Source organism: Rhizobium sp. PK7-22 (assembly GCF_056530405.1).
In genome coordinates, this window is sequence record NZ_CP096514.1 from 2830643 (window position 1) to 2848205 (window position 17563).

A 17563-nucleotide genomic window follows, 5' to 3' on the forward strand; every position below is an offset into this window, starting at 1 on the left:
CTCAGACAAGCAGCGAGAGGACCAGACGCATGCAGATGACAGGCAATACCATTCTCATCACCGGCGGCAATTCCGGCATTGGCCGGGCCTTGGCGGAAGCCTTCCACCGGCTCGGCAACCAGGTGATCATCGCCGGCCGCCGGCAGGAGGCCCTTTCCGAAGTGACGGCCGAAAATCCCGGCATGGCGGCGCTAACCGTCGACATGACGGACGCCGACAGCATCAAGGCCTTTGCCGCAGAAGCAATCGCCCGGCATCCCGCCGTCAACGTCGTCATCCACAATGCCGGCATCATGAAGCGCGAGACGCTGACGGATGCGCCGGACTTCCTGGCGACGGCGGAAGACACGATCGCCACCAACCTGCTCGGCCCGATACGGCTGACGGCAGCGCTCCTGCCGCACCTGCTGAGCCAAGAGAAGGCGGCGATCCTCACCGTCTCCTCCGGCCTCGCCTTCGTGCCGATGGCCGCGACGCCCACCTATTCGGCCACCAAGGCGGCGATCCATTCCTACTCCATGGGGCTGCGCCGCCAGTTGGCGGAGACGCCCGTCCAGGTGATCGAGATCGCCCCGCCCTATGTGCAGACGACGCTGATGGGCGACCGGCAGGCGAGCGACCCGACCGCCATGCCGCTGGACGATTTCATCACCGAGGTGATGGACATCCTGACGAACCAGCCGGACGCCCGGGAGGTCATCGTGGAGCGCTGCAAGCCGCTGCGCTATGCGGCCGAAACCGGCAATCTCGACAAGATGTTCGAGATCGTCAGCGGCCTCGACCACTAGGGCAAGGACAGGGAGGCGTTCCGGCGCCTCCTCTTCTTCCCTTGCCGAGGGCCCCACCGCCGCTAGTTGAAGCCCCTCACCTGCCAATCGAGGAGCCTTCCCATGAAAGCCATCGTCACCGCCCCGGGTGGACTGGACGCCCTGAAGCTCATCGACCTCCCCGACCCAGGAAAGCCGGGACCGGGCGAGATCCGCGTCGCCCTGCACGCCAGCTCGATCAACTTCCACGACTATGGCGTGGCGAGCGGCAGGACGCCGAGCGACGGGCGCGTGCTGATGGCCGATGGCGCCGGCGTGGTGGAATCCGTCGGCGAAGGCGTCGACGAATTTGCGCCGGGAGACAATGTCGTCTCCTGCTTCTTTCCCGACTGGCAGGATGGCCCGCCGGTCTCCGGCAATTTTTCCCGCGTGCCCGGCGATGGCATCGACGGCTTTGCGATCGAATACGCGGTGCGCCCGGCGACCGCCTTCACCCATGCGCCGAAAGGCTTTTCACATGTGGAAGCGGCGACGATCACCACCGCGGGGCTGACGGCCTGGCGGGCACTGGTGGAACTCGGGCGGCTAAAAGCGGGCGATACAGTCCTGGCGCTCGGCACCGGCGGCGTCTCGATCTATGCCCTGCAGATTGCCCGCGCCATGGGCGCCCGCGTCGCCATCACCTCCTCCTCGGACGAGAAGCTGGAGCGGGCCAGGGAACTGGGCGCGGAGTTCACGCTGAACTACAAGACGCACCAGGACTGGGGCAAGCAGGTAATGGACTGGACCGGCGGCCGCGGCGTCGATCATGTCGTGGAGGTCGGCGGTCCCGGCACGCTGGCGCAATCGATCCAGGCGGTCGCACTCGGCGGCCGCATCACGCTGATCGGCGTCCTGACCGGCGTCAGCGGCGAGGTGCCGACGGCGGCACTGATGGCCAAGCAGGTGGTGCTTTCGGGCATCATCGTCGGCAACCGCAGGCACCAGCAGGATTTCGTCCGCGCCCTCGATACCGGCATTCTCCGCCCGGTGATCGACCGGGTTTTTGCGCTGGAAGATCTGGCGGATGCCTTCCGCTACGAGGAAAGCGGCTCCCACTTCGGCAAGATCGGCATCGAATGGTAGGATGAGGCGCCCGGGCAAGGCGAACGCGTGACGCTTGCCCTGCCCCAGTCTCCCCGCTACCTCTTCTGTTCAGGTAACGGAGGCCCGCCATGTTTCTCACCAATCACGACGTCGTCGAGCTGACCGCCTGGCGGCAGAAGCTGCACGCCATGCCGGAGATCTCCGGCGAGGAGGTGGCGACCGCCGCCGAGGTGATTGCCTTCCTGGCCGAGACGGCGCCTGACAAGGTCCTCTCCGGCCTTGGCGATACCGGCGTCGCGGCTGTCTTCAACGGCGCAGAGGCGGGACCGACGGTGCTCTTCCGCTGCGAGCTCGACGCGCTGCCCATCGAGGAGCTCTCGGATATCCCGCATCGCTCGCGGCTCTCCGGCAAGGGCCATATGTGCGGCCACGACGGGCATACTGCAACGATCGCAGCGCTCGCCCGCGGGTTCGCCAAGCAGCGCCCGCAGCGCGGCCGCGTCGTGCTGCTGTTCCAGCCGGCGGAGGAGACGGGTGCAGGCGCCGCGGCGGTGATCGCCGACCCGCGGTTTGCACAGATCACGCCGGACTACGCCTTCTCGCTCCACAACCTGCCGGGGCTGCCGCTCGGGCACGTCTGGCTGAAGGAGGGCATCGTCAACTGCGCCTCGCGCGGGCTGAAGATCACCCTCACCGGCAAGACGGCGCATGCCTCCATGCCGGAGACCGGGACCTCGCCGATGCGGGCGATCGCCGGGCTGATGCCGGCGCTGACGGACCTGAGCGGCGGCACCGTCGCCGGCGGCGATCTGGTGCTGGCGACCGTCGGCCATGTGCGCCTGGGCGAACCCGCCTTCGGCATCGCGCCCGGTTATGCGGAGCTCTGGGTGACGCTCAGAACGACGACGAACGACCAGATGCAGGCGCTGGTGGATGCGGCTGAAAAACTGGCGCGGCAGGCGGCCGATGCCGGGGGTCTGGCGCTGGAGACGAGCTATCACGAGATCTTCAGCCACTGCGACAACCATCCTGACGCGGTGGAGAAGCTGCGCGCGGCACTCGATGCGGAGGGGGTGACGCACGAGCCGGGCGAAGCGCTGCGCGCCTCGGAGGATTTCGGCAGGTTCGGCGCGGTCTCGCACTCGGCGATGTTCTATCTCGGCGCCGGTGAAACATACCCGGCGCTTCACAATCCCGACTATGATTTTCCCGACGACCTGATCCCGATCGGCGCGCGTATCCTGATGCGCACAGCGCGCGACCTTCTGGGTTAGGAGCTCAGACGCGGATCACGCGCCCTTGCCGCCGAACAGCTTGACCAGCAGGTTGTTGCTCTGCCCCGGCAGCCGGCCGTTGTATTCCGGCACGATGACCATGTGGGTGATCTCGCCGCGGCGGAAGGCGGCCAGGAACTTGTCGTAGTGCTTGAAGGCGACGCAGCCGTGCGAATCGCCGGGGTTGGAACGCAGCAGATAGGTGTGGGCGAGGAGCCCCGTACGGCCCTGCGGATGCTTGCCGTCCACCGAGGTCAGGCGGATGGCGGCAACGCCATGGAACGGCTTTTCGCGCATCGACAGCTTGTAGGTGCCGGGCGGCGTCGGCCCCTTCATCTTTACATGCGTGTATTTCGGGTTGTCGCGCATCTTGCCGATGCCGGAATGGGCTTCCAGCTTGGTGCCATTCGGCATGTGTACGACGCCATTGGTGATGTCGTAGATGGCGACCTTCTTGGTGCCGGGATTGGGAATCGGCGCGACGGGCGCGATCGGCTTGACCGGATTGTCGGGCCTTGCATAGGCCAGCACCGTCGCTGCCGGCTCTTCCGGCGCCGCGGTGGCGCGCGCCGGCTTGCCAGGCTTCGTCAGCTCGGCTGCGGCCAGCGCCTCAAGCGCCTTGGCGGCCGTCTGCGGCCGTGATGTCGGCAAGGGACCTTCGGTGGGCAGAAGGCCTTGCGCAAGGGCGGCCATTTCCGACGTGGCCTCAGGCTCTGCAGCCGAACCCTGAAGATCGGCAGGAGCCGACGCCTCTTGCATATCCAGAGACGCAAGCTGCATCGCGCCTTCGTTCGAAAGCACCTCGCCTGCATCCGGGGCGACGGGAATGGAGGCAGTGACGACGGCCTGATCCTGACGTTCGATGCGCGGCGCGAGCGCCACCGTCTGGTTCATCGCCTGGTCCAGCATCTGCTTGACGACCTCCGCCTCTGGACGGGCATCGGCCAGCGTCTGGAATTTCTCGTCTTCGGCCACCGAGGCGAAGGCAGCATCGAGTGTCTGGATAAATTCGTTGCGGTCGGGACGCTGCGACAGGACGGCGGCAAGCTGCGCGCCCTCGAGACGGCCAGCTTTCGGCGCCACCGGGTGCTGGTAGAGGCGGGAGAACTTGCTGATCCGCAGCGACCGGGGCTCGGTGGTGTCCGGCTCGGCCGCCTTTCGAGCAGGCGACGGCCTCAGGGACAACGCCAGATCGAATTGTGGCCGCTCCGACAGCGCGTGGCCGGGCGCAAAGCTGCTGACGGTGGTGGTTGCAGCAAAGATCCAGATGCCGCCAAGGGCCGCGGCGGCGAGTGCCACCTTGCCCGCGAAGGCAAAGCGGGACGGACGCTTCTTGCGTGGTGCCGACTTCTGAGATGGAAATGGATTGTCGAACGTGCCGATCTCTAGCGCCATGATACTCGTTACCCGGTCATTCTGCCAAAGTCGCAACAGCGACAATGTCCACATTCGTTGAACGGCGACCCGTGGGCCTCATGCCGTTCGGCGACTGGATTAGAGAATGCCGAAATATGGTAACCAATATCTTTACACCCCGCCCGTGATTTGATGCTTCTCCTCTAGCGGGCAAACATGCGGGAAATTTGCCTTAAATACGGCACTGAGGTGTCAAGCGCCGGAAAAGCGGCTACGCGCGGTCCATGACCGCGCGGAGCCAGTCCCTGGTCTAGCCGTCGTTGCGGCGGATTGAGCTGCGTTCCAGGAAGAACCAGGGACGCAGCTTGACGCCGAGGACGTTGCCGGCGAAGGCCGCCACCGCCCAGAGATAGCCGTGCAGGCTGCCCGACGAAATCCCGGAGAAATAGGCGCCGATGTTGCAGCCATAGGCGATGCGGGCACCGTAGCCGAGCAGCAAGCCACCGGCGACGGCAGCGAGGATCGACCGCAGCGGAATGTCGAGGCTCGGGGCAAATTTCCCGGCCAGCGCTGCCGCCAGCATGGCGCCGGCGATGATGCCGAAGTCCATGATCGAGGTGACGTCGGCAAAGACGCTTTGCGCCAGAGCCTGTGCATTGCCAGGCGTCTGCCAGTAGGCCCAGGCCGTCGGATCAATGCCGATCAGCTGCGCGCCCTTGGCACCCCAGAGCGCAAACGCGGAGGTAATGCCCCACGGACGACCTGCCAGAGCAAGCGTTGCGAAATTGAGAAGCGCCAGTGCCACGGCACCGGCCACCAGCGGCCAGGGACCGCGCAGATAGCGGGCAAGGCCGTGGCGTGGCGCTTCCGGCGGCTGTTCCAGCGCGCCGTTGCGCTTCTTCTCGACGAGGACGGTGATCGCCGCGATGGCGCCGAAGATGGCCAGCGACACGAGGATACCGACAATCGGGCCGAGGCTCACGAGTGAGGTCGGCGGCAATGACGGCAGGCTTGCCCACCAGTCGAAGTGGACGGTGGCGAGCACCGAGCCGACGATGAAGAAGAACAACGTCACCAGCATGCGGGCATTGCCGCCGCCGGCGGTAAACAGCGTCCCGGAAGCGCAACCGCCGCCGAGCTGCATGCCGACGCCGAACATGAAGGCCCCCACGATCACGCCGGTGCCGGCCGGCGACACCAGGCCACGGACCTCATTGCCGAAGAGCGTGCCGCTTGCCAGGAACGGAAAGAAAAGGATCACGGTCAGCGCCAGCAGGATCATCTGCACGCGCAGTCCCCTGCCCCGCCCTTCCGCGATGAAGACCCGCCAGGCGGAGGTAAAGCCGAAGGCGGCATGATAGAGCGCGATACCGAGCGCACCGCCGACGAGGAAGAGCGCGCCGTGGGTGACGCCATAGGCGGCCCCGAGCGCCAGCGTGCCGAGGATGAGGACGGCGAGCGCCGCAAGGCCGGGCGCGCCGAAGGGCGGCAGGCTCCCCGCGCGCGGCTGGATTGATGTCGATGATACGGACATGGGATACTCCGGGAGTTTGTAGACCTTATATGGGCCGGGTCGCCACATGCTTCGAGGAACCCTGTTCTCCCTGCGGCGCGTCAGGCGGATATTGTTTGCGTCCAGACGCCCGTAACGGGTCACGCAGACTTCTGATGGTCCAAAGCCCGGCGACGGGCAGCTCTCTGCGGAATTGCATCAGCCGGGCGCCTGCAGTTTTGACGAGGCAGCCGAGCCCCGCCACTGCAGTTTGCGTCAGCGCCGCTCCTGTGTGAGCCTCTGCCTCTGCCTGTTGATCGCGGTACGGGCGGCCTCTGCCCGGACGGTGATCGCCTGCCGGTCAAAGTCGCCGATCGCGCTGCCGGCATCCAGGGCGGCGTCCAGTTGTTCCTCCAGGATGTCGCCCTGCTCCGGAAGCCTGACATGGTCCGCAACGCGAAGGATGGCCTCGATCAGGTGCAGGATGACGAAAGGCTTGCCGGCCGCATTCTGCCGGATCTGGTTGAAGGCGGCGCCGATGATCGAGGCATAGGTCGGGGCCGGGATGACGATACGCGGGTTTCCGTCCGTTCCCGTCACGACCGATTCGGGCAGCGCACGCTTCATGAGGTGCGCGAGGCCAGCGGAAAGCTGTGCCAGCACCGCCACGGCCGTATAGGGATCATTGACGCCCGGCGACAAGGCTCTCACCGCCATCTCCACCAGATGGCGGATCGCGAACTCCGGGTCCTGTGTGGCGGTTCGCCGCGAGCCGACAACGATCATCCTGCAGATGTGCTCCTGATGTTCGGCCTTGCAGTTTCGGCTGGGGAAGACGCCGATGCCGCCGCCGCCGGCAATCACGTAGTCGCCGGGTCGAAACGAGAATGCGACAAGGACGTCGGCGTCCTCGGCGAGCGCCTTGAGCCCGTCCAGGTCGATGCTCTGGACAAAGCCGTCTGTGCGCGGACCAAAGAAGGTGGCCTCATGCTCGAAATCCTGAGGCAGCGCCGCTGCCGTCTGCTGGTTGCGATCCTCCGGCAGGTCGTCCAGTTCGGCGACCATGTCGGCGACCTCGGTTCCGAGCCGCCTGATCAGAGTTTCCGAAACGATCGATCGCGCCAGGAAGTGCAGGAAGGAAATCAGCACAAGGACGCTCACCAGCATCAGCAGAAGTCCGAGGCTGACGCTCGGGAAGGCCTGCATCTCGTCGTCGGTGGTGGAGCCGACTGATCCGAGTTCGAGCAGACAGTAGACCGACGTCATGACGAACGTCCCCAGCACGAACTGCGTGTGCGGGCTCGACATGAAGCTGCGGATCAGCCGCGGACCGAACTGGTTTGCCGCCAGCGACAGGACGACCATGGTGATCGAAAACACCAGGCTGGTCATCGTGATCATCGACGACAGCAATGTCGATAGGACATCCCTTGCGCCGTCCGGCGTGCTGATGAAGATGAACCTGGGCATGCTGGCGGGATCGGCGTTGGCCAGCTGGAAGTCAGCCCAGGTTGCCACCACCGCGAGGGCGAGAGCAACGACGGCCATCAGGCTTGGCACCAGCCAGAAGCTTGTCCTGAGTTTCTCCCACACGACCTGAACTGCGGGATTTTTCCCGCCCAGTTGCCCCCTGACCATCATCGCTCGCGGATATCTCATCGGAACTCTCTGGCCGGACTGCTGGACGCTGCAACGGAAGGGCCCCGGCAAAGTTCCAGCCGCTGCGCAGGCTCTGGCGGCCCGGTCGTTTTGGCGCCCTTTCGCTTCTCCTCGCCTGCCAAGGGTTGTCGCGCGGGTCCGCCTCGGGTTTAATCGGCCAGGCTCGGAGAAGGAGGAGCGGATCATGAAGGCCTTGCTGCTGGTCGACATCCAGAACGGCTTCTGCCCGGGCGGCAACCTGCCGGTGCCGGAGGGCGACAAGGTGGTGGCGGTGGCCAACCGCCTGATCGAGGACGGCGGCTATGACGTGATCGTCGCCTCCCAGGACTGGCATCCGGCCAACCACGGGAGCTTTGCTTCGCAGCACCCCGGCCGGCAGCCCTTCGAAATGGGTGAACTCTGCGGCCAGCCGCAGATGCTCTGGCCGGACCACTGCGTGCAGGAGACGGCGGACGCCGAATTCCATCCGGATCTCAACGTCGATGCTATCGACTACATCCAGCAGAAGGGTGAGAACCCGGCCATCGACAGTTATTCCGCCTTCCGCGACAACGACAAGGCGGCCGTCACCGGCCTTGCCGGCTATCTTCGCGCCCAGCAGATCAACGAGCTCGACATCTGCGGGCTGGCGACCGACTACTGCGTCAAGTTCTCCGCGCTCGATGCTCTGGAGATGCTGCCGGGGGTGCAGATCTGCTTCATCGAGGATGCCAGCCGCGGCATCGATCCGAAGGGCGTCAAGACGGCCATTGCCGAGATGCGCGAAAAGGGGATCGGCATCGTCAGGAGCCGGCAGATCCTCAAGGATTGAAGGGACGGCGCGCCGGCAATGCTTCAGCAAAATAGATCCGTCCATCAGCGCAATTGGATTGTGTCCTTCGCCGCTCGCCCGTAAGGCTGGCGCGCAAGAAGGATTCCCATGAACCGCAGCGATTTCAAACAAGGCGTGAAGGGCGGCGCCATTATTGCCCTGTCGTCGGCCCCCTTCGGCGTGCTGTTCGGCGCCGTGGCCATCGATAATGGCCTGAGCTTCCTCGAAACGCTGCTGATGAGTGCCACCGTCTATGCCGGCGCCAGCCAGCTGGTGGGCATCGAGCTCTTCGGCCAGAACGTCGAGCCCTGGCTGGTGGTGCTGTCGGTCTTTGCCGTCAACTTCCGGCATATCCTCTACTCCGCGGCCATCGCGAAGTTCGTCCGGCACTACACCCCGCTGCAGAAGGCGCTCGCCTTCTTCCTGCTGGTCGATCCGCAGTTCGCCGAAGCCTTCCGGCGCGGCGAGAGCGGCCAGGGCGTCAGCGCCTCCTGGTATTTCGGCTTCGGGGCGGTGATCTACGTGTCCTGGAGCTTTTCCACCATGATCGGCGCCTGGTTCGGGAAGATGATCGGCAATCCCGCCTCGATCGGGATCGACATCCTGCTGCCGGTCTATTTTCTCGGGATGGTGCTGGCCTTCCGCAGCCGCTGGGGCTTCTATCCCATCGTGCTGGCCAGTGCCCTCGCCTCGATCGTGGCCTATCACACGGTCGGTTCTCCCTGGCATGTCAGCATTGGCGCCGCCGCCGGCGTGATTGTCGCGACCGTGCTGCCGCTGCCGGCAAGGCAGGAGCCGGATGCCGCGGCGCCCGAGGCGGAGGGCTGAGATGAACATGGCGCTCGATACCAACACCGTGCTGCTGATCCTCGCGGCCGCTGCCGCCACCTATGTCACGCGCATCGGCGGCTACCTGCTGATCACGCGGATGACCAGCATTCCGCCCCGGATGGAGGCGGCGCTGAACGCCGTGCCGGCCGCCGTCCTGACGACGCTGGTCGCACCCGCCTTCTTCGAGGGCGGCTGGGACGTGAAGATCACCATGCTGGTGGCGCTCGGCGTCGCCCTGCGCTTTCCTGGTCTTCTGGTGCTGGTCGCAGGCTGGGCGACAGTGATGATCTGCCGCCACCTGTTCGGGCTCTGACCTAGCCGAGCGGCTCCGTCGCCCCCACCAGCCATTCCCGCACATCCTTGTCCTCGATCAGCGGCATCAGCTTGTCGCGCGTCTGCGCGTGATAGTCGTTCAGCCAGTCCCGCTCGTCCGCGGTCAGCAGTTCCGGCAGGACGAGGCGGCGGTCGATCGGGCACCAGGTCAATGTCTCGAAGGAGAGCATCGGCATGTCGCCGCCGGCAATCTCCTCGGCGGCCCGGACGTGGATCAGGTTCTCGATGCGGATGCCGAAGTGCCCGGGGCGATAATAGCCCGGCTCGTTGGAGAGGATCATGCCGGCCAGCAGTTCCTGCGTCGACAGCCGCGAGATCCGCTGCGGCCCCTCGTGCACCGAGAGATAGGAGCCGACGCCATGGCCCGTGCCATGGGCGAAATCGCCACCGGCCTTCCAGAGCGCGATGCGGGCCAGCGGGTCGAGGTCGCAACCGCGGGTTCCCTTCGGGAAGCGGGCGGTGCTGATCGCGATCATGCCCTTCAGCACGAGCGTGAAGAACCGCTTGCGATCCTCCTGCACCGCGCCGATGGCGACCGTGCGGGTGATATCGGTGGTGCCGTTGATGTATTGCGCGCCCGAATCGATCAGGAACAGCTCGCCTTCCTGAAGGCTGCGGTCGCTCTCGCTGGTCACCCGGTAGTGCATGATGGCGGCGTGTTCGCCGGCCCCCGAGATGGTGTCGAAGGAAATATCCTTGAGCGGGTTCTGCATCCGCTCGCCCACCCGCACGCGAGCCGCTTCCAGTGCCCGAACGCTCTCGATCTCGGTGACGCTGCCGGCCGGCTGCCGGTCAAGCCAATGCAGGAACTCGACGACGGCCACGCCATCCTGCAGATGCGCTTTCGCCGAGCCTTCGAGCTCGGTGGCGTTCTTGCAGGCGCGCGGCAGCCTCGCCGGATCCGGCGCCTCGATCACGCGCCCTCCCGCCGCCTCGATCGCCAGGCTGAGCGCCAGCGGCGCCAGATCGGCGTCGAGGAGAATGGGGCCCTGCTTCGCAAAGTCCTGCAGCCGGGCCGCAAACTCCTCGGGCGGCAACTGCTCGACGAGCTGGGCCAGATAGGCGCGCACTTCGATGCCCGTCTTGCGCTGGTCGAGGAAGAGCTGCGGCTTGCCCTCGGCCGGCACGATGGCGCGTGCCAAGGGATGCGGCGTATGCGGCACGTCGCTGCCGCGGATGTTGAAGATCCAGGCGACGGAGGACGGATCGGTGATCAGCACCGCTGCCGCCTTCTTGTCCCGCACCTGTTCGGCGATCTTGGCGATCTTCTCGTGCGCCAGCGTGCCGGCGTGGTCGGCCTTCTGGATGGCGACGGCACCGACCGACTCTGCGGGTCGGTCCGTCCAGACCGCGTCCAGCGGGTTGGCCGGCAGGAAGACGAGCGATCCGTCGATCTCCTCCAGCGCCTTCGTGAGGCGGCGCACCTCGGCGGCCGTGTGCAGCCAGGGATCGATGCCCAGCCGGAACCCCTTCACCCCGTGATGGCGCAGCCACAGATGCGGCGGCTCGTCCACGAGATCGCCGCCGGTGAAGACGTCGCCGTCCACCTGCTCCTTGAGTTGCGTCGTGTAGCGCCCGTCGACGAAGACGATGACCTGCGAGGCGGTGACCAGCGCCACGCCAGCCGATCCGGTGAAGCCGGTGAGCCAGGACAGTCGTTCGGCGGACGCCGGAACATATTCCCCCTGAAATTCATCCGCACGCGGGACGAGAAAACCGTCGATGCCCGAATCGGCAAAGCGAGCCCGGAGGGAAGCAACCCGCTCGCGACCGAACTGAGGGGCTGATTTGAGATCGAAGGACTGGAACATGAGAACTTTCCGGAACGGCAAAAGGAGAGGAGGATGCCGATACTAGACGATCCGCGGCTGATGGCGCCAGCGAAAGACTCGGATGCACGCCGAATGTGCATCTGCTAACAACCAATGAACACTATCGCGGCGGCCCATGCGCTGGGCGCATGACACCAATGACGCAAGTCCCCTCACTGCCTCCTGGGAAAGCGACTATATTCCAATCATCGAACGGGCAACGAACCAGTCCCGCGATGAAAGGAACTAAGACAATGGCTACCTCATTTTTCCGCACTGCCTTCCAACGCGTTGTTGCGGCACGCGAACGTCAGGCCAGCCGCTATGTCAACGGCGTGCTGATGAACCTGGACGACCAGACCCTGCAGGGCATGGGCACCAGCCGCGAAGAACTGCGCCGCAAGGGCGGCTCGACCTCCGCGTTCTGATAAGGCTTCCGGTTCGGGATCCTCCCTCCCTCCTCCGGAACTCCAGAATGCGTACTTCCTGCTTGAGCTTTCCTCCCAGGCTCGCGGGTCAGATCAGGGTCTCCTGATCGTTCAAGGCGGTACCTCACGGTGCCGCCTTTTTCTTGTTCCGAGACTGGTTTCGAGGCGTCTGCTTTGCAGTCCGCGCAATGCTGCAGCGCAGCAGGATCAGTGGCTGCGGTGCTTCAGGTGGATCGTCACCCAGCCGTTGCGCCAGATTGTCCGCACGTGATGCAGGCGCACGCCATTGTAGGCCGAGAGAACTTTCCAGCGCTGTGCCGCAAGAATCCCCGAAAGGATGACCGAACCGCCAGGAGCCAGATGCGCCGCAAGCTGCGGTGCCATCTTCATCAGCGGACGAGCGAGAATATTGGCGATGATCAGGTCGAACGGCCCCTCCTGCGCGAAGGCCGGCGAGTGGAAGCCCGGCGCCGTCACCAGCTTCAGCCCGGAGGCGATGCCGTTGCGGCGGACGTTCTCTTTCGCGACGGCAACCGCGACCGGATCGATGTCGGTGGCGAGGATCGGAATGTTGCGGATCTTGCGCAGACCGATCGCCAGCACGCCGCTACCCGTGCCGAGATCGAGCGCCCGGCGGATGGTCTGCGAGCGCGCCACGGCCTCAATCATCTCCAGGCATCCGGCGGTCGTGCCGTGATGCCCCGTGCCGAAGGCCTGGCCGGCGTCGATCTCGATCGAGACGTCGTTGGGCTTCACCTTCCCCCGATCGTGCGATCCGTGAACAAGGAAACGGCCGGCCCGCACCGGCGACAGGCCTTCGAGCGACTTGGCGATCCAGTCGACATCGGGGATGACTTCCCTCTCGATGGCAAGTCCGGGATAGGCCTCTGCGAGACCATCGGCGATCCGCTGCCGGATATGCTCCTCGTCGTCCGCCATCAGGTAGACCGAGGCCTCCCAGAGGTCCCGCTTCTCGTCGACCTCCGTCGTGGCGAGCGCGATGTCCTCCTCGCCGAAGACATCCGACAAGATGTCGAGGATGCGTTCGGCATCCCGTTCGGTGGCGGCGACGTACAGGCGAATTTCACTCAAGGGGCGGCTCTTTGGCAATTGCGATTGCAGTTGGACGCCACATAGCCCCTACCCCTTCAACCGGCAAGCGACAGCAGGCAAATTGAGCGATCAGCCGTTGACGAGGTTCTCGAGCTTCTTGACGGCGGTCTCCGGGTTTTCGCCGTAGGAAATGGTGCCGGAGAAGCGGCCCTGGGCGTCGAGCAGGAAGACGGAGGCGGTGTGGTCCATCGTGTAGTCCCCTTCCGGCTGCGCCTCGTCGAGCGGCACCTTCTTGAAGTAGACCTTGAAGCCCTTGGCCATCTCGGCCACCTTTTCCGGTGGGCCCGAGATCCCGGTGACGCGGTCGGTGACATTGGAGATGTACTGACCGAGAAGCTCCGGCGGATCGCGCTCCGGATCGACGGTGACGAAATAGCCGTTCAGCTTCGTGCCATCGGGATCGACCTGGTGCATCCAGCCGTTCAGTTCGTAGAGCGTCGTCGGGCAGACTTCCGGGCAATGGGTGAAGCCGAAGAAGAGCGCCGTCGGCTTCTGCCGGAAGGCCTGCTCCGTGATCGGCTCGCCGTTCTGCGCCACGAGCTCGAAGGGAACGCCGAAGGGTTCTTCGACGGTGGCCTGCCGGGTCTGGGTCACTTCGAGGGTCAGCCACGCCAGCACGCCGCCGAGAACAAGCACGGCTGCCCAGAGGATGATGCGGAGCGTTCTCATGTCTGTCTCTCTTTGCGGCCCAGGGGATTTCCCGATCCGATAGGCGAATCTGCGGCTGCGGGCAAATCATTCGCGCTCCGAGCGGCGATTTGTCTCAAAACCAAAGATCCTCAGAAACAGTTTGAAAGGCCGGTTTCGGCGAGCGTCAGCAGGATCGACGAGCCGTAGCTCACCCAGCCATAGAAGGCGACAGCCACAAGCGACGTCACCGCCAGGGCAGCAAGCAGTGCGATCGGAAGGCGGTAAGCCTTTGGCGAGACCTGATCCATGGGCACAGTCTACTGCCAATCGGCAGGGATCGAAAGTGCGAGATGCAGCCATTAGCGGAAGCTTAACGTCTATTGGGCATTGTTTGATCAGCGCGAAGGTGGAATCAATTGCCGTCACCGTCCTGATGATGACGGAGGGCAGAAATCCACGCCGACATGATGTCACCGAGAGAAATCTCGCCTCCGCATCACGATCCAGACAATTATGGCAGCCTGAATGGCGGCATCCGCGGCAAGCCGCGAGCCCATTGGCAGGTGGGGGAAAACTAATGAGCAACGCCATCAAGCAATCGGGCGCCTATCTCGAAATCGTCTCCTTTCATCTCGGAGACCAGGAATTCTGCATCGACATCATGGCGATCCGCGAAATTCGCGGTTGGGCACCAGTGACCCCGATGCCGCACACCCCGCCCTATGTGCTCGGCCTCATCAACCTGCGCGGTGCGGTGATCCCCGTCATCGACATGGCCTGCCGCCTCGGCATGAAGATGACCGAGCCGTCCGAACGCTCCGCCATCATCGTCACCGACATCGCCGGCAAGCTGGTGGGCCTGCTGGTGGAACAGGTTTCAGACATGATGACCATCCGCTCCGAAGACCTGCAGCCGGCACCGGAAATCATCCCGGAAGAGCAGCGCGCCTTCTGCCGCGGCATCGTCGCCCTGGAAAAGACCATGGTCTGCTTCCTGAACCTCGACACGATCATCGCAGACGAACTGGCCCGCGAAGCCGCCTGAAATCGGATCACCGCTGTCTCGACTCCTCCCCGAGATGACTTTTATGTTATCTCATCGTGACCTGATACGCGAGCAGCGTGGGAACGAACGCGTACCCGCGCCGTTGCCCTAGTGTCCAATCGGACAGCGAAATGTTCGGCTAAGCCAAGGCTTGTCGATCGGAAACGAACTAGGGAGACTACCCATGAAGAATGCCGTAACACTCGCTCTAGCCGCAGCTCTGTCCACCGCTTCGCTGGGCGGCATTGCTGTTGCTCAGACGACATCTGCGACGACTGCGACGACTGCAACATCGGACATGAACGACATGATCCGCATCGTGCGCGTCGATGAGAACTCCGACAGCGATGACGCCACCGTTCAGGTGCCGGAGATGTACCAGAACCCCAGCGCTGACGTAACAGCCGCGGCGCAGGCTGAAGTCGAGGCGACACCGGCTCTGATGGCCGAGCTGCAGGAAAACAGCATCGAGCTGATGAACGTTCTGGCAATCGAGACTGCCGCCAACGGCGGCAAGATCGTCTACGTCAAGTAAGACGACCACGTTTTTCCATGACATGAAGGGCTCGCTTTTGCGGGCCCTTTTTTCGTTGAGGCTGCTCTTCTAAGGCTTGCCGTTCGTCCAGGTGACTTCTTCGCCGTAGAGCGGCACCGTCGAGATCGCCATCTTCGCGGACCCTTCGACCACCTGCCGCGAATGCGCCAGATAGACCAGCGTGTCATTGGTCTTGTCGTAGATGCGCTTGACGAGCAGATCCTTCCAGATCAGCGAACGCCCCTGACGAAAAACCTCCTCGCCGCCCTTAGACAGGTCAATGTCGCCGATCTCGATCGGACCGGTCTGCCGGCAGGCGATCGAACTGTTGGAGGGGTCCTCAAACCAGTTCCCCTGCCTCAGCCGGTCGATGATGGAGCGGTCGAAATAGGTGACGTGGCACGTCACGCCCTTCACCTCCGGATCGGCGACGGCCTCCACGATGATGTCGTTGCCGATCCAGTCGACGCCAACCTCACCAACCACCTGGGCAACCGCGGCAGATGCAAGAAGGCCGCAGGACAGTGCGGCGGCGGATGCGAGAAGGGTCAGGCGATTCATCAGGGGGGAACTCCGGTCAACGATCTGTGATCAGAGATAAGGCGCAGCGACGGCGTTACAAGAACACTCTTACTTAAGCCTGCAGGTGCAGGGCGCGTAACCACCCTGAAACAGCCGACCCACCTTCATGCCGATCAGCGCCGGGATATCTCGGACATGGACAACATCCAGCGATTTCGCGATGGCGATGGCCGCGCGCGCGCAGACCGCGGCGTCCTCCGCCGCATTGTGGTGCATGAACTGCAGGCCAAGATGCGCCGCCAGCGCGTTCAGCCGGTGAGAACCCAGATGCGGCCAGACCTTCTGGGACATTTTCACACTGCACAGGTAGGAAAGCTCCGGATAGCCGAAGCGGTAGAGGTCGAGACAGGCGCGCCAGACGCTGAAGTCGAAGGCGGCATTGTGAGCAATCATCGTCGCCTCGCGGAAGTCGTCCGCAAATTCGTCCATCACTTCCGGAAATTCAGGCGCATCCTCCACATGCTCCGGCCGGATGCCGTGAATGGCGATGTTGAAGGACGAAAACCGCATGTCGTGCGGCCGGATCAGCCGCTCCTCGACCCGCACCACCTCGCCATCCTCGATCCAGGCTAGACCGACCGAACAGGCACTGCCACGCGTTTCGTTGGCGGTCTCGAAGTCGATGGCGATGGTTTTCAAGGTGCGGTTCCGGGTTGGTCTCACCCACTTCTAGCGAGGCCGTGGTGATTCGGCAAAACGCGGCACGAGCGCCGAGTTCAGGTGACCGCCAGAGAATAGGGCTTTGTCAGGCTATTGGCGGGCAGATCCCACGCCTCTCGCAGCCTGAAGATCATCTCGACGGTCAGCGCCCGCCTTTTGTTCAGGATCGCCGACGCGCGCGACCGAGAGCCGAACAGTTCCGCCAGATCGCTCTGGCTCCGACCGGTCATCCGCATGAACTCCTCAAGAAACTCGTCCGGCTTCGATCATCTGCAGGAAAGCTGCGGTTTTCATAGACATCGATGAGGTCCGAAAGGACATCGAAACGATCCGCCTCCGCTTCCCTTCACGAGAGGATGATCGAAATAGGCTGCAAACCTCACCGATTGCTCAGTTCAAGTCATCGTCGTTTCTGATCGGCCTGATGTTTTCCATCATATTGTCTCAGAGATTTCACCACTCCCGGAAAGCCTCTGAGCTGTATCGACTTTTTCGGGCGCATTTGCTTTCATACATTCTATGTGGAGGACATAAAAATGGAAGAAGCGATACTTGTTGGTTACGGCAACGATCGTATCTCGAGCCGCCAGATCGATGAGCTTATAGGCTTGGCGCGCGGGCTGATAGCTGACGGCACGATAAACCAACAAGAGGTCGAGTTTCTACAAAAGTGGCTGGTGGCGAACGGTGCTGTAAGCGACCAACCCGTCATAAGCACTCTCTACAGAAGGGTAACGGAAATTTTGGCAGACGGCATCGTCGACCAGTCTGAAAAGTCTGAACTGCTAGACACTTTGAGCAACTTCGCCAATCGCGACTTTGAGCTGGGAGAAACCCTGAAGGCAACGTCATTACCTCTATGCGCACCTGCACCCAGTCTGACCTTCGCAGGTCAGACCTACTGCTTTACCGGAACATTTAACTTCGGCCAACGCAGGCTCTGCGAGGCGGCAATGCGGGAGCGGGATGCTATGGTCGGTGGACTGACGAAGAGGACAAACGTTCTGGTCATCGGCGTCTATGCAACGGACTCTTGGAAGCACTCGGCATTTGGCAACAAGATCCTGCAAGCTAGTGAGCTGCGGGACAAAGGCCACCCAATCTCAATCGTTTCCGAGGAGCACTGGGCGAGCCATCTGTAACTATGAGC

20 protein-coding genes are annotated in these 17563 nt (G+C 63.7%); 10 read left to right on the top strand and 10 right to left on the bottom strand.

Going from position 1 to position 17563, the window contains the following annotated elements; genetic code table 11:
- Nucleotides 1-29: 29 nt before the first annotated feature.
- The 3 genes from M1E10_RS18635 to M1E10_RS18645 all read left to right on the top strand — a co-directional run bounded on the left by M1E10_RS18635 (nucleotide 30) and on the right by M1E10_RS18645 (nucleotide 3127).
- Nucleotides 30-788 (top strand): SDR family oxidoreductase, encoded by a 759-nt coding sequence (locus M1E10_RS18635; protein ID WP_499174283.1) that lies wholly within the window; start codon nucleotides 30-32, stop codon nucleotides 786-788.
- Nucleotides 789-890: 102 nt separating this feature from the next.
- Complete coding sequence (locus M1E10_RS18640) at nucleotides 891-1892, top strand: zinc-dependent alcohol dehydrogenase family protein (RefSeq protein ID WP_499174284.1); 1002 nt, start codon at nucleotides 891-893, stop codon at nucleotides 1890-1892.
- 89 nt (nucleotides 1893-1981) lie between these two features.
- Nucleotides 1982-3127, top strand: coding sequence for a zinc-binding metallopeptidase family protein (locus M1E10_RS18645; protein WP_499174285.1), 1146 nt, complete (start codon nucleotides 1982-1984; stop codon nucleotides 3125-3127).
- Nucleotides 3128-3142: 15 nt separating this feature from the next.
- On the opposite strand, the gene M1E10_RS18650 is transcribed toward M1E10_RS18645, so the two are convergent.
- The 3 genes from M1E10_RS18650 to M1E10_RS18660 form a co-directional block, all read right to left on the bottom strand.
- Nucleotides 3143-4522, bottom strand: a complete 1380-nt coding sequence (locus M1E10_RS18650; RefSeq protein WP_499174286.1) for a DUF2778 domain-containing protein — start codon at nucleotides 4520-4522, stop codon at nucleotides 3143-3145.
- A gap of 271 nt (nucleotides 4523-4793) precedes the next feature.
- Nucleotides 4794-6017, bottom strand: coding sequence for a YeeE/YedE family protein (locus tag M1E10_RS18655; RefSeq protein WP_499174287.1), 1224 nt, complete (start codon nucleotides 6015-6017; stop codon nucleotides 4794-4796).
- Nucleotides 6018-6251: 234 nt separating this feature from the next.
- Nucleotides 6252-7634: a DUF2254 domain-containing protein gene (locus M1E10_RS18660; RefSeq protein WP_499174288.1), complete on the bottom strand. Its 1383-nt coding sequence runs from the start codon at nucleotides 7632-7634 to the stop codon at nucleotides 6252-6254.
- Nucleotides 7635-7818: 184 nt separating this feature from the next.
- Between M1E10_RS18660 and pncA the strand changes: the two genes are divergently transcribed.
- The 3 genes from pncA to M1E10_RS18675 all read left to right on the top strand — a co-directional run bounded on the left by pncA (nucleotide 7819) and on the right by M1E10_RS18675 (nucleotide 9589).
- A complete protein-coding gene (gene pncA, locus M1E10_RS18665) occupies nucleotides 7819-8445 on the top strand; it encodes a nicotinamidase (RefSeq protein ID WP_499174289.1) in 627 nt (208 codons plus the stop codon).
- A gap of 108 nt (nucleotides 8446-8553) precedes the next feature.
- Nucleotides 8554-9273 carry an AzlC family ABC transporter permease gene (locus M1E10_RS18670; RefSeq protein WP_499174290.1) on the top strand — a complete coding sequence of 240 codons (720 nt, stop codon included), beginning with the start codon at nucleotides 8554-8556 and terminating at the stop codon, nucleotides 9271-9273.
- A gap of 1 nt (nucleotide 9274) precedes the next feature.
- Nucleotides 9275-9589, top strand: a complete 315-nt coding sequence (locus tag M1E10_RS18675; RefSeq protein WP_499174291.1) for an AzlD family protein — start codon at nucleotides 9275-9277, stop codon at nucleotides 9587-9589.
- 1 nt (nucleotide 9590) lies between these two features.
- Here M1E10_RS18675 and M1E10_RS18680 read toward each other — a convergent pair whose 3' ends face one another.
- The gene (locus M1E10_RS18680) at nucleotides 9591-11420 is read right to left on the bottom strand and encodes an aminopeptidase P family protein (RefSeq protein WP_499174292.1); all 1830 of its coding nucleotides are present in this window, start codon (nucleotides 11418-11420) and stop codon (nucleotides 9591-9593) included.
- A gap of 254 nt (nucleotides 11421-11674) precedes the next feature.
- On the opposite strand from M1E10_RS18680, the gene M1E10_RS18685 reads away from it, so the two are divergent.
- Entirely contained in the window at nucleotides 11675-11848 is a 174-nt protein-coding gene (locus tag M1E10_RS18685; protein ID WP_499174293.1) for a hypothetical protein, read from the top strand.
- Nucleotides 11849-12055: 207 nt separating this feature from the next.
- Here M1E10_RS18685 and M1E10_RS18690 read toward each other — a convergent pair whose 3' ends face one another.
- The 3 genes from M1E10_RS18690 to M1E10_RS18700 form a co-directional block, all read right to left on the bottom strand.
- Complete coding sequence (locus M1E10_RS18690) at nucleotides 12056-12940, bottom strand: 50S ribosomal protein L11 methyltransferase (RefSeq protein ID WP_499174294.1); 885 nt, start codon at nucleotides 12938-12940, stop codon at nucleotides 12056-12058.
- Nucleotides 12941-13030: 90 nt separating this feature from the next.
- A complete protein-coding gene (locus M1E10_RS18695; protein ID WP_499174295.1) occupies nucleotides 13031-13630 on the bottom strand; it encodes an SCO family protein in 600 nt (199 codons plus the stop codon).
- 110 nt (nucleotides 13631-13740) lie between these two features.
- Complete coding sequence (locus tag M1E10_RS18700; RefSeq protein ID WP_499174296.1) at nucleotides 13741-13899, bottom strand: hypothetical protein; 159 nt, start codon at nucleotides 13897-13899, stop codon at nucleotides 13741-13743.
- A 269-nt stretch (nucleotides 13900-14168) separates the two neighbouring features.
- Here M1E10_RS18700 and M1E10_RS18705 point away from each other — a divergent pair, with 269 nt between their 5' ends.
- Together M1E10_RS18705 and M1E10_RS18710 are read left to right on the top strand one after the other, a co-directional pair.
- Nucleotides 14169-14636, top strand: coding sequence for a chemotaxis protein CheW (locus M1E10_RS18705; protein ID WP_029618855.1), 468 nt, complete (start codon nucleotides 14169-14171; stop codon nucleotides 14634-14636).
- Between the two features lie 184 nt (nucleotides 14637-14820).
- Entirely contained in the window at nucleotides 14821-15171 is a 351-nt protein-coding gene (locus tag M1E10_RS18710; protein WP_499174297.1) for a hypothetical protein, read from the top strand.
- Between the two features lie 69 nt (nucleotides 15172-15240).
- Here M1E10_RS18710 and M1E10_RS18715 read toward each other — a convergent pair whose 3' ends face one another.
- The 3 genes from M1E10_RS18715 to M1E10_RS18725 form a co-directional block, all read right to left on the bottom strand.
- Nucleotides 15241-15732 carry a CreA family protein gene (locus tag M1E10_RS18715; protein ID WP_499174298.1) on the bottom strand — a complete coding sequence of 164 codons (492 nt, stop codon included), beginning with the start codon at nucleotides 15730-15732 and terminating at the stop codon, nucleotides 15241-15243.
- A 69-nt stretch (nucleotides 15733-15801) separates the two neighbouring features.
- Complete coding sequence (locus tag M1E10_RS18720; protein WP_499174299.1) at nucleotides 15802-16392, bottom strand: 3'-5' exonuclease; 591 nt, start codon at nucleotides 16390-16392, stop codon at nucleotides 15802-15804.
- A 77-nt stretch (nucleotides 16393-16469) separates the two neighbouring features.
- Nucleotides 16470-16643, bottom strand: coding sequence for a helix-turn-helix domain-containing protein (locus M1E10_RS18725; RefSeq protein WP_499174300.1), 174 nt, complete (start codon nucleotides 16641-16643; stop codon nucleotides 16470-16472).
- A gap of 306 nt (nucleotides 16644-16949) precedes the next feature.
- Between M1E10_RS18725 and M1E10_RS18730 the strand changes: the two genes are divergently transcribed.
- A complete protein-coding gene (locus tag M1E10_RS18730) occupies nucleotides 16950-17555 on the top strand; it encodes a BRCT domain-containing protein (RefSeq protein ID WP_499174301.1) in 606 nt (201 codons plus the stop codon).
- Nucleotides 17556-17563 lie beyond the last annotated feature (8 nt).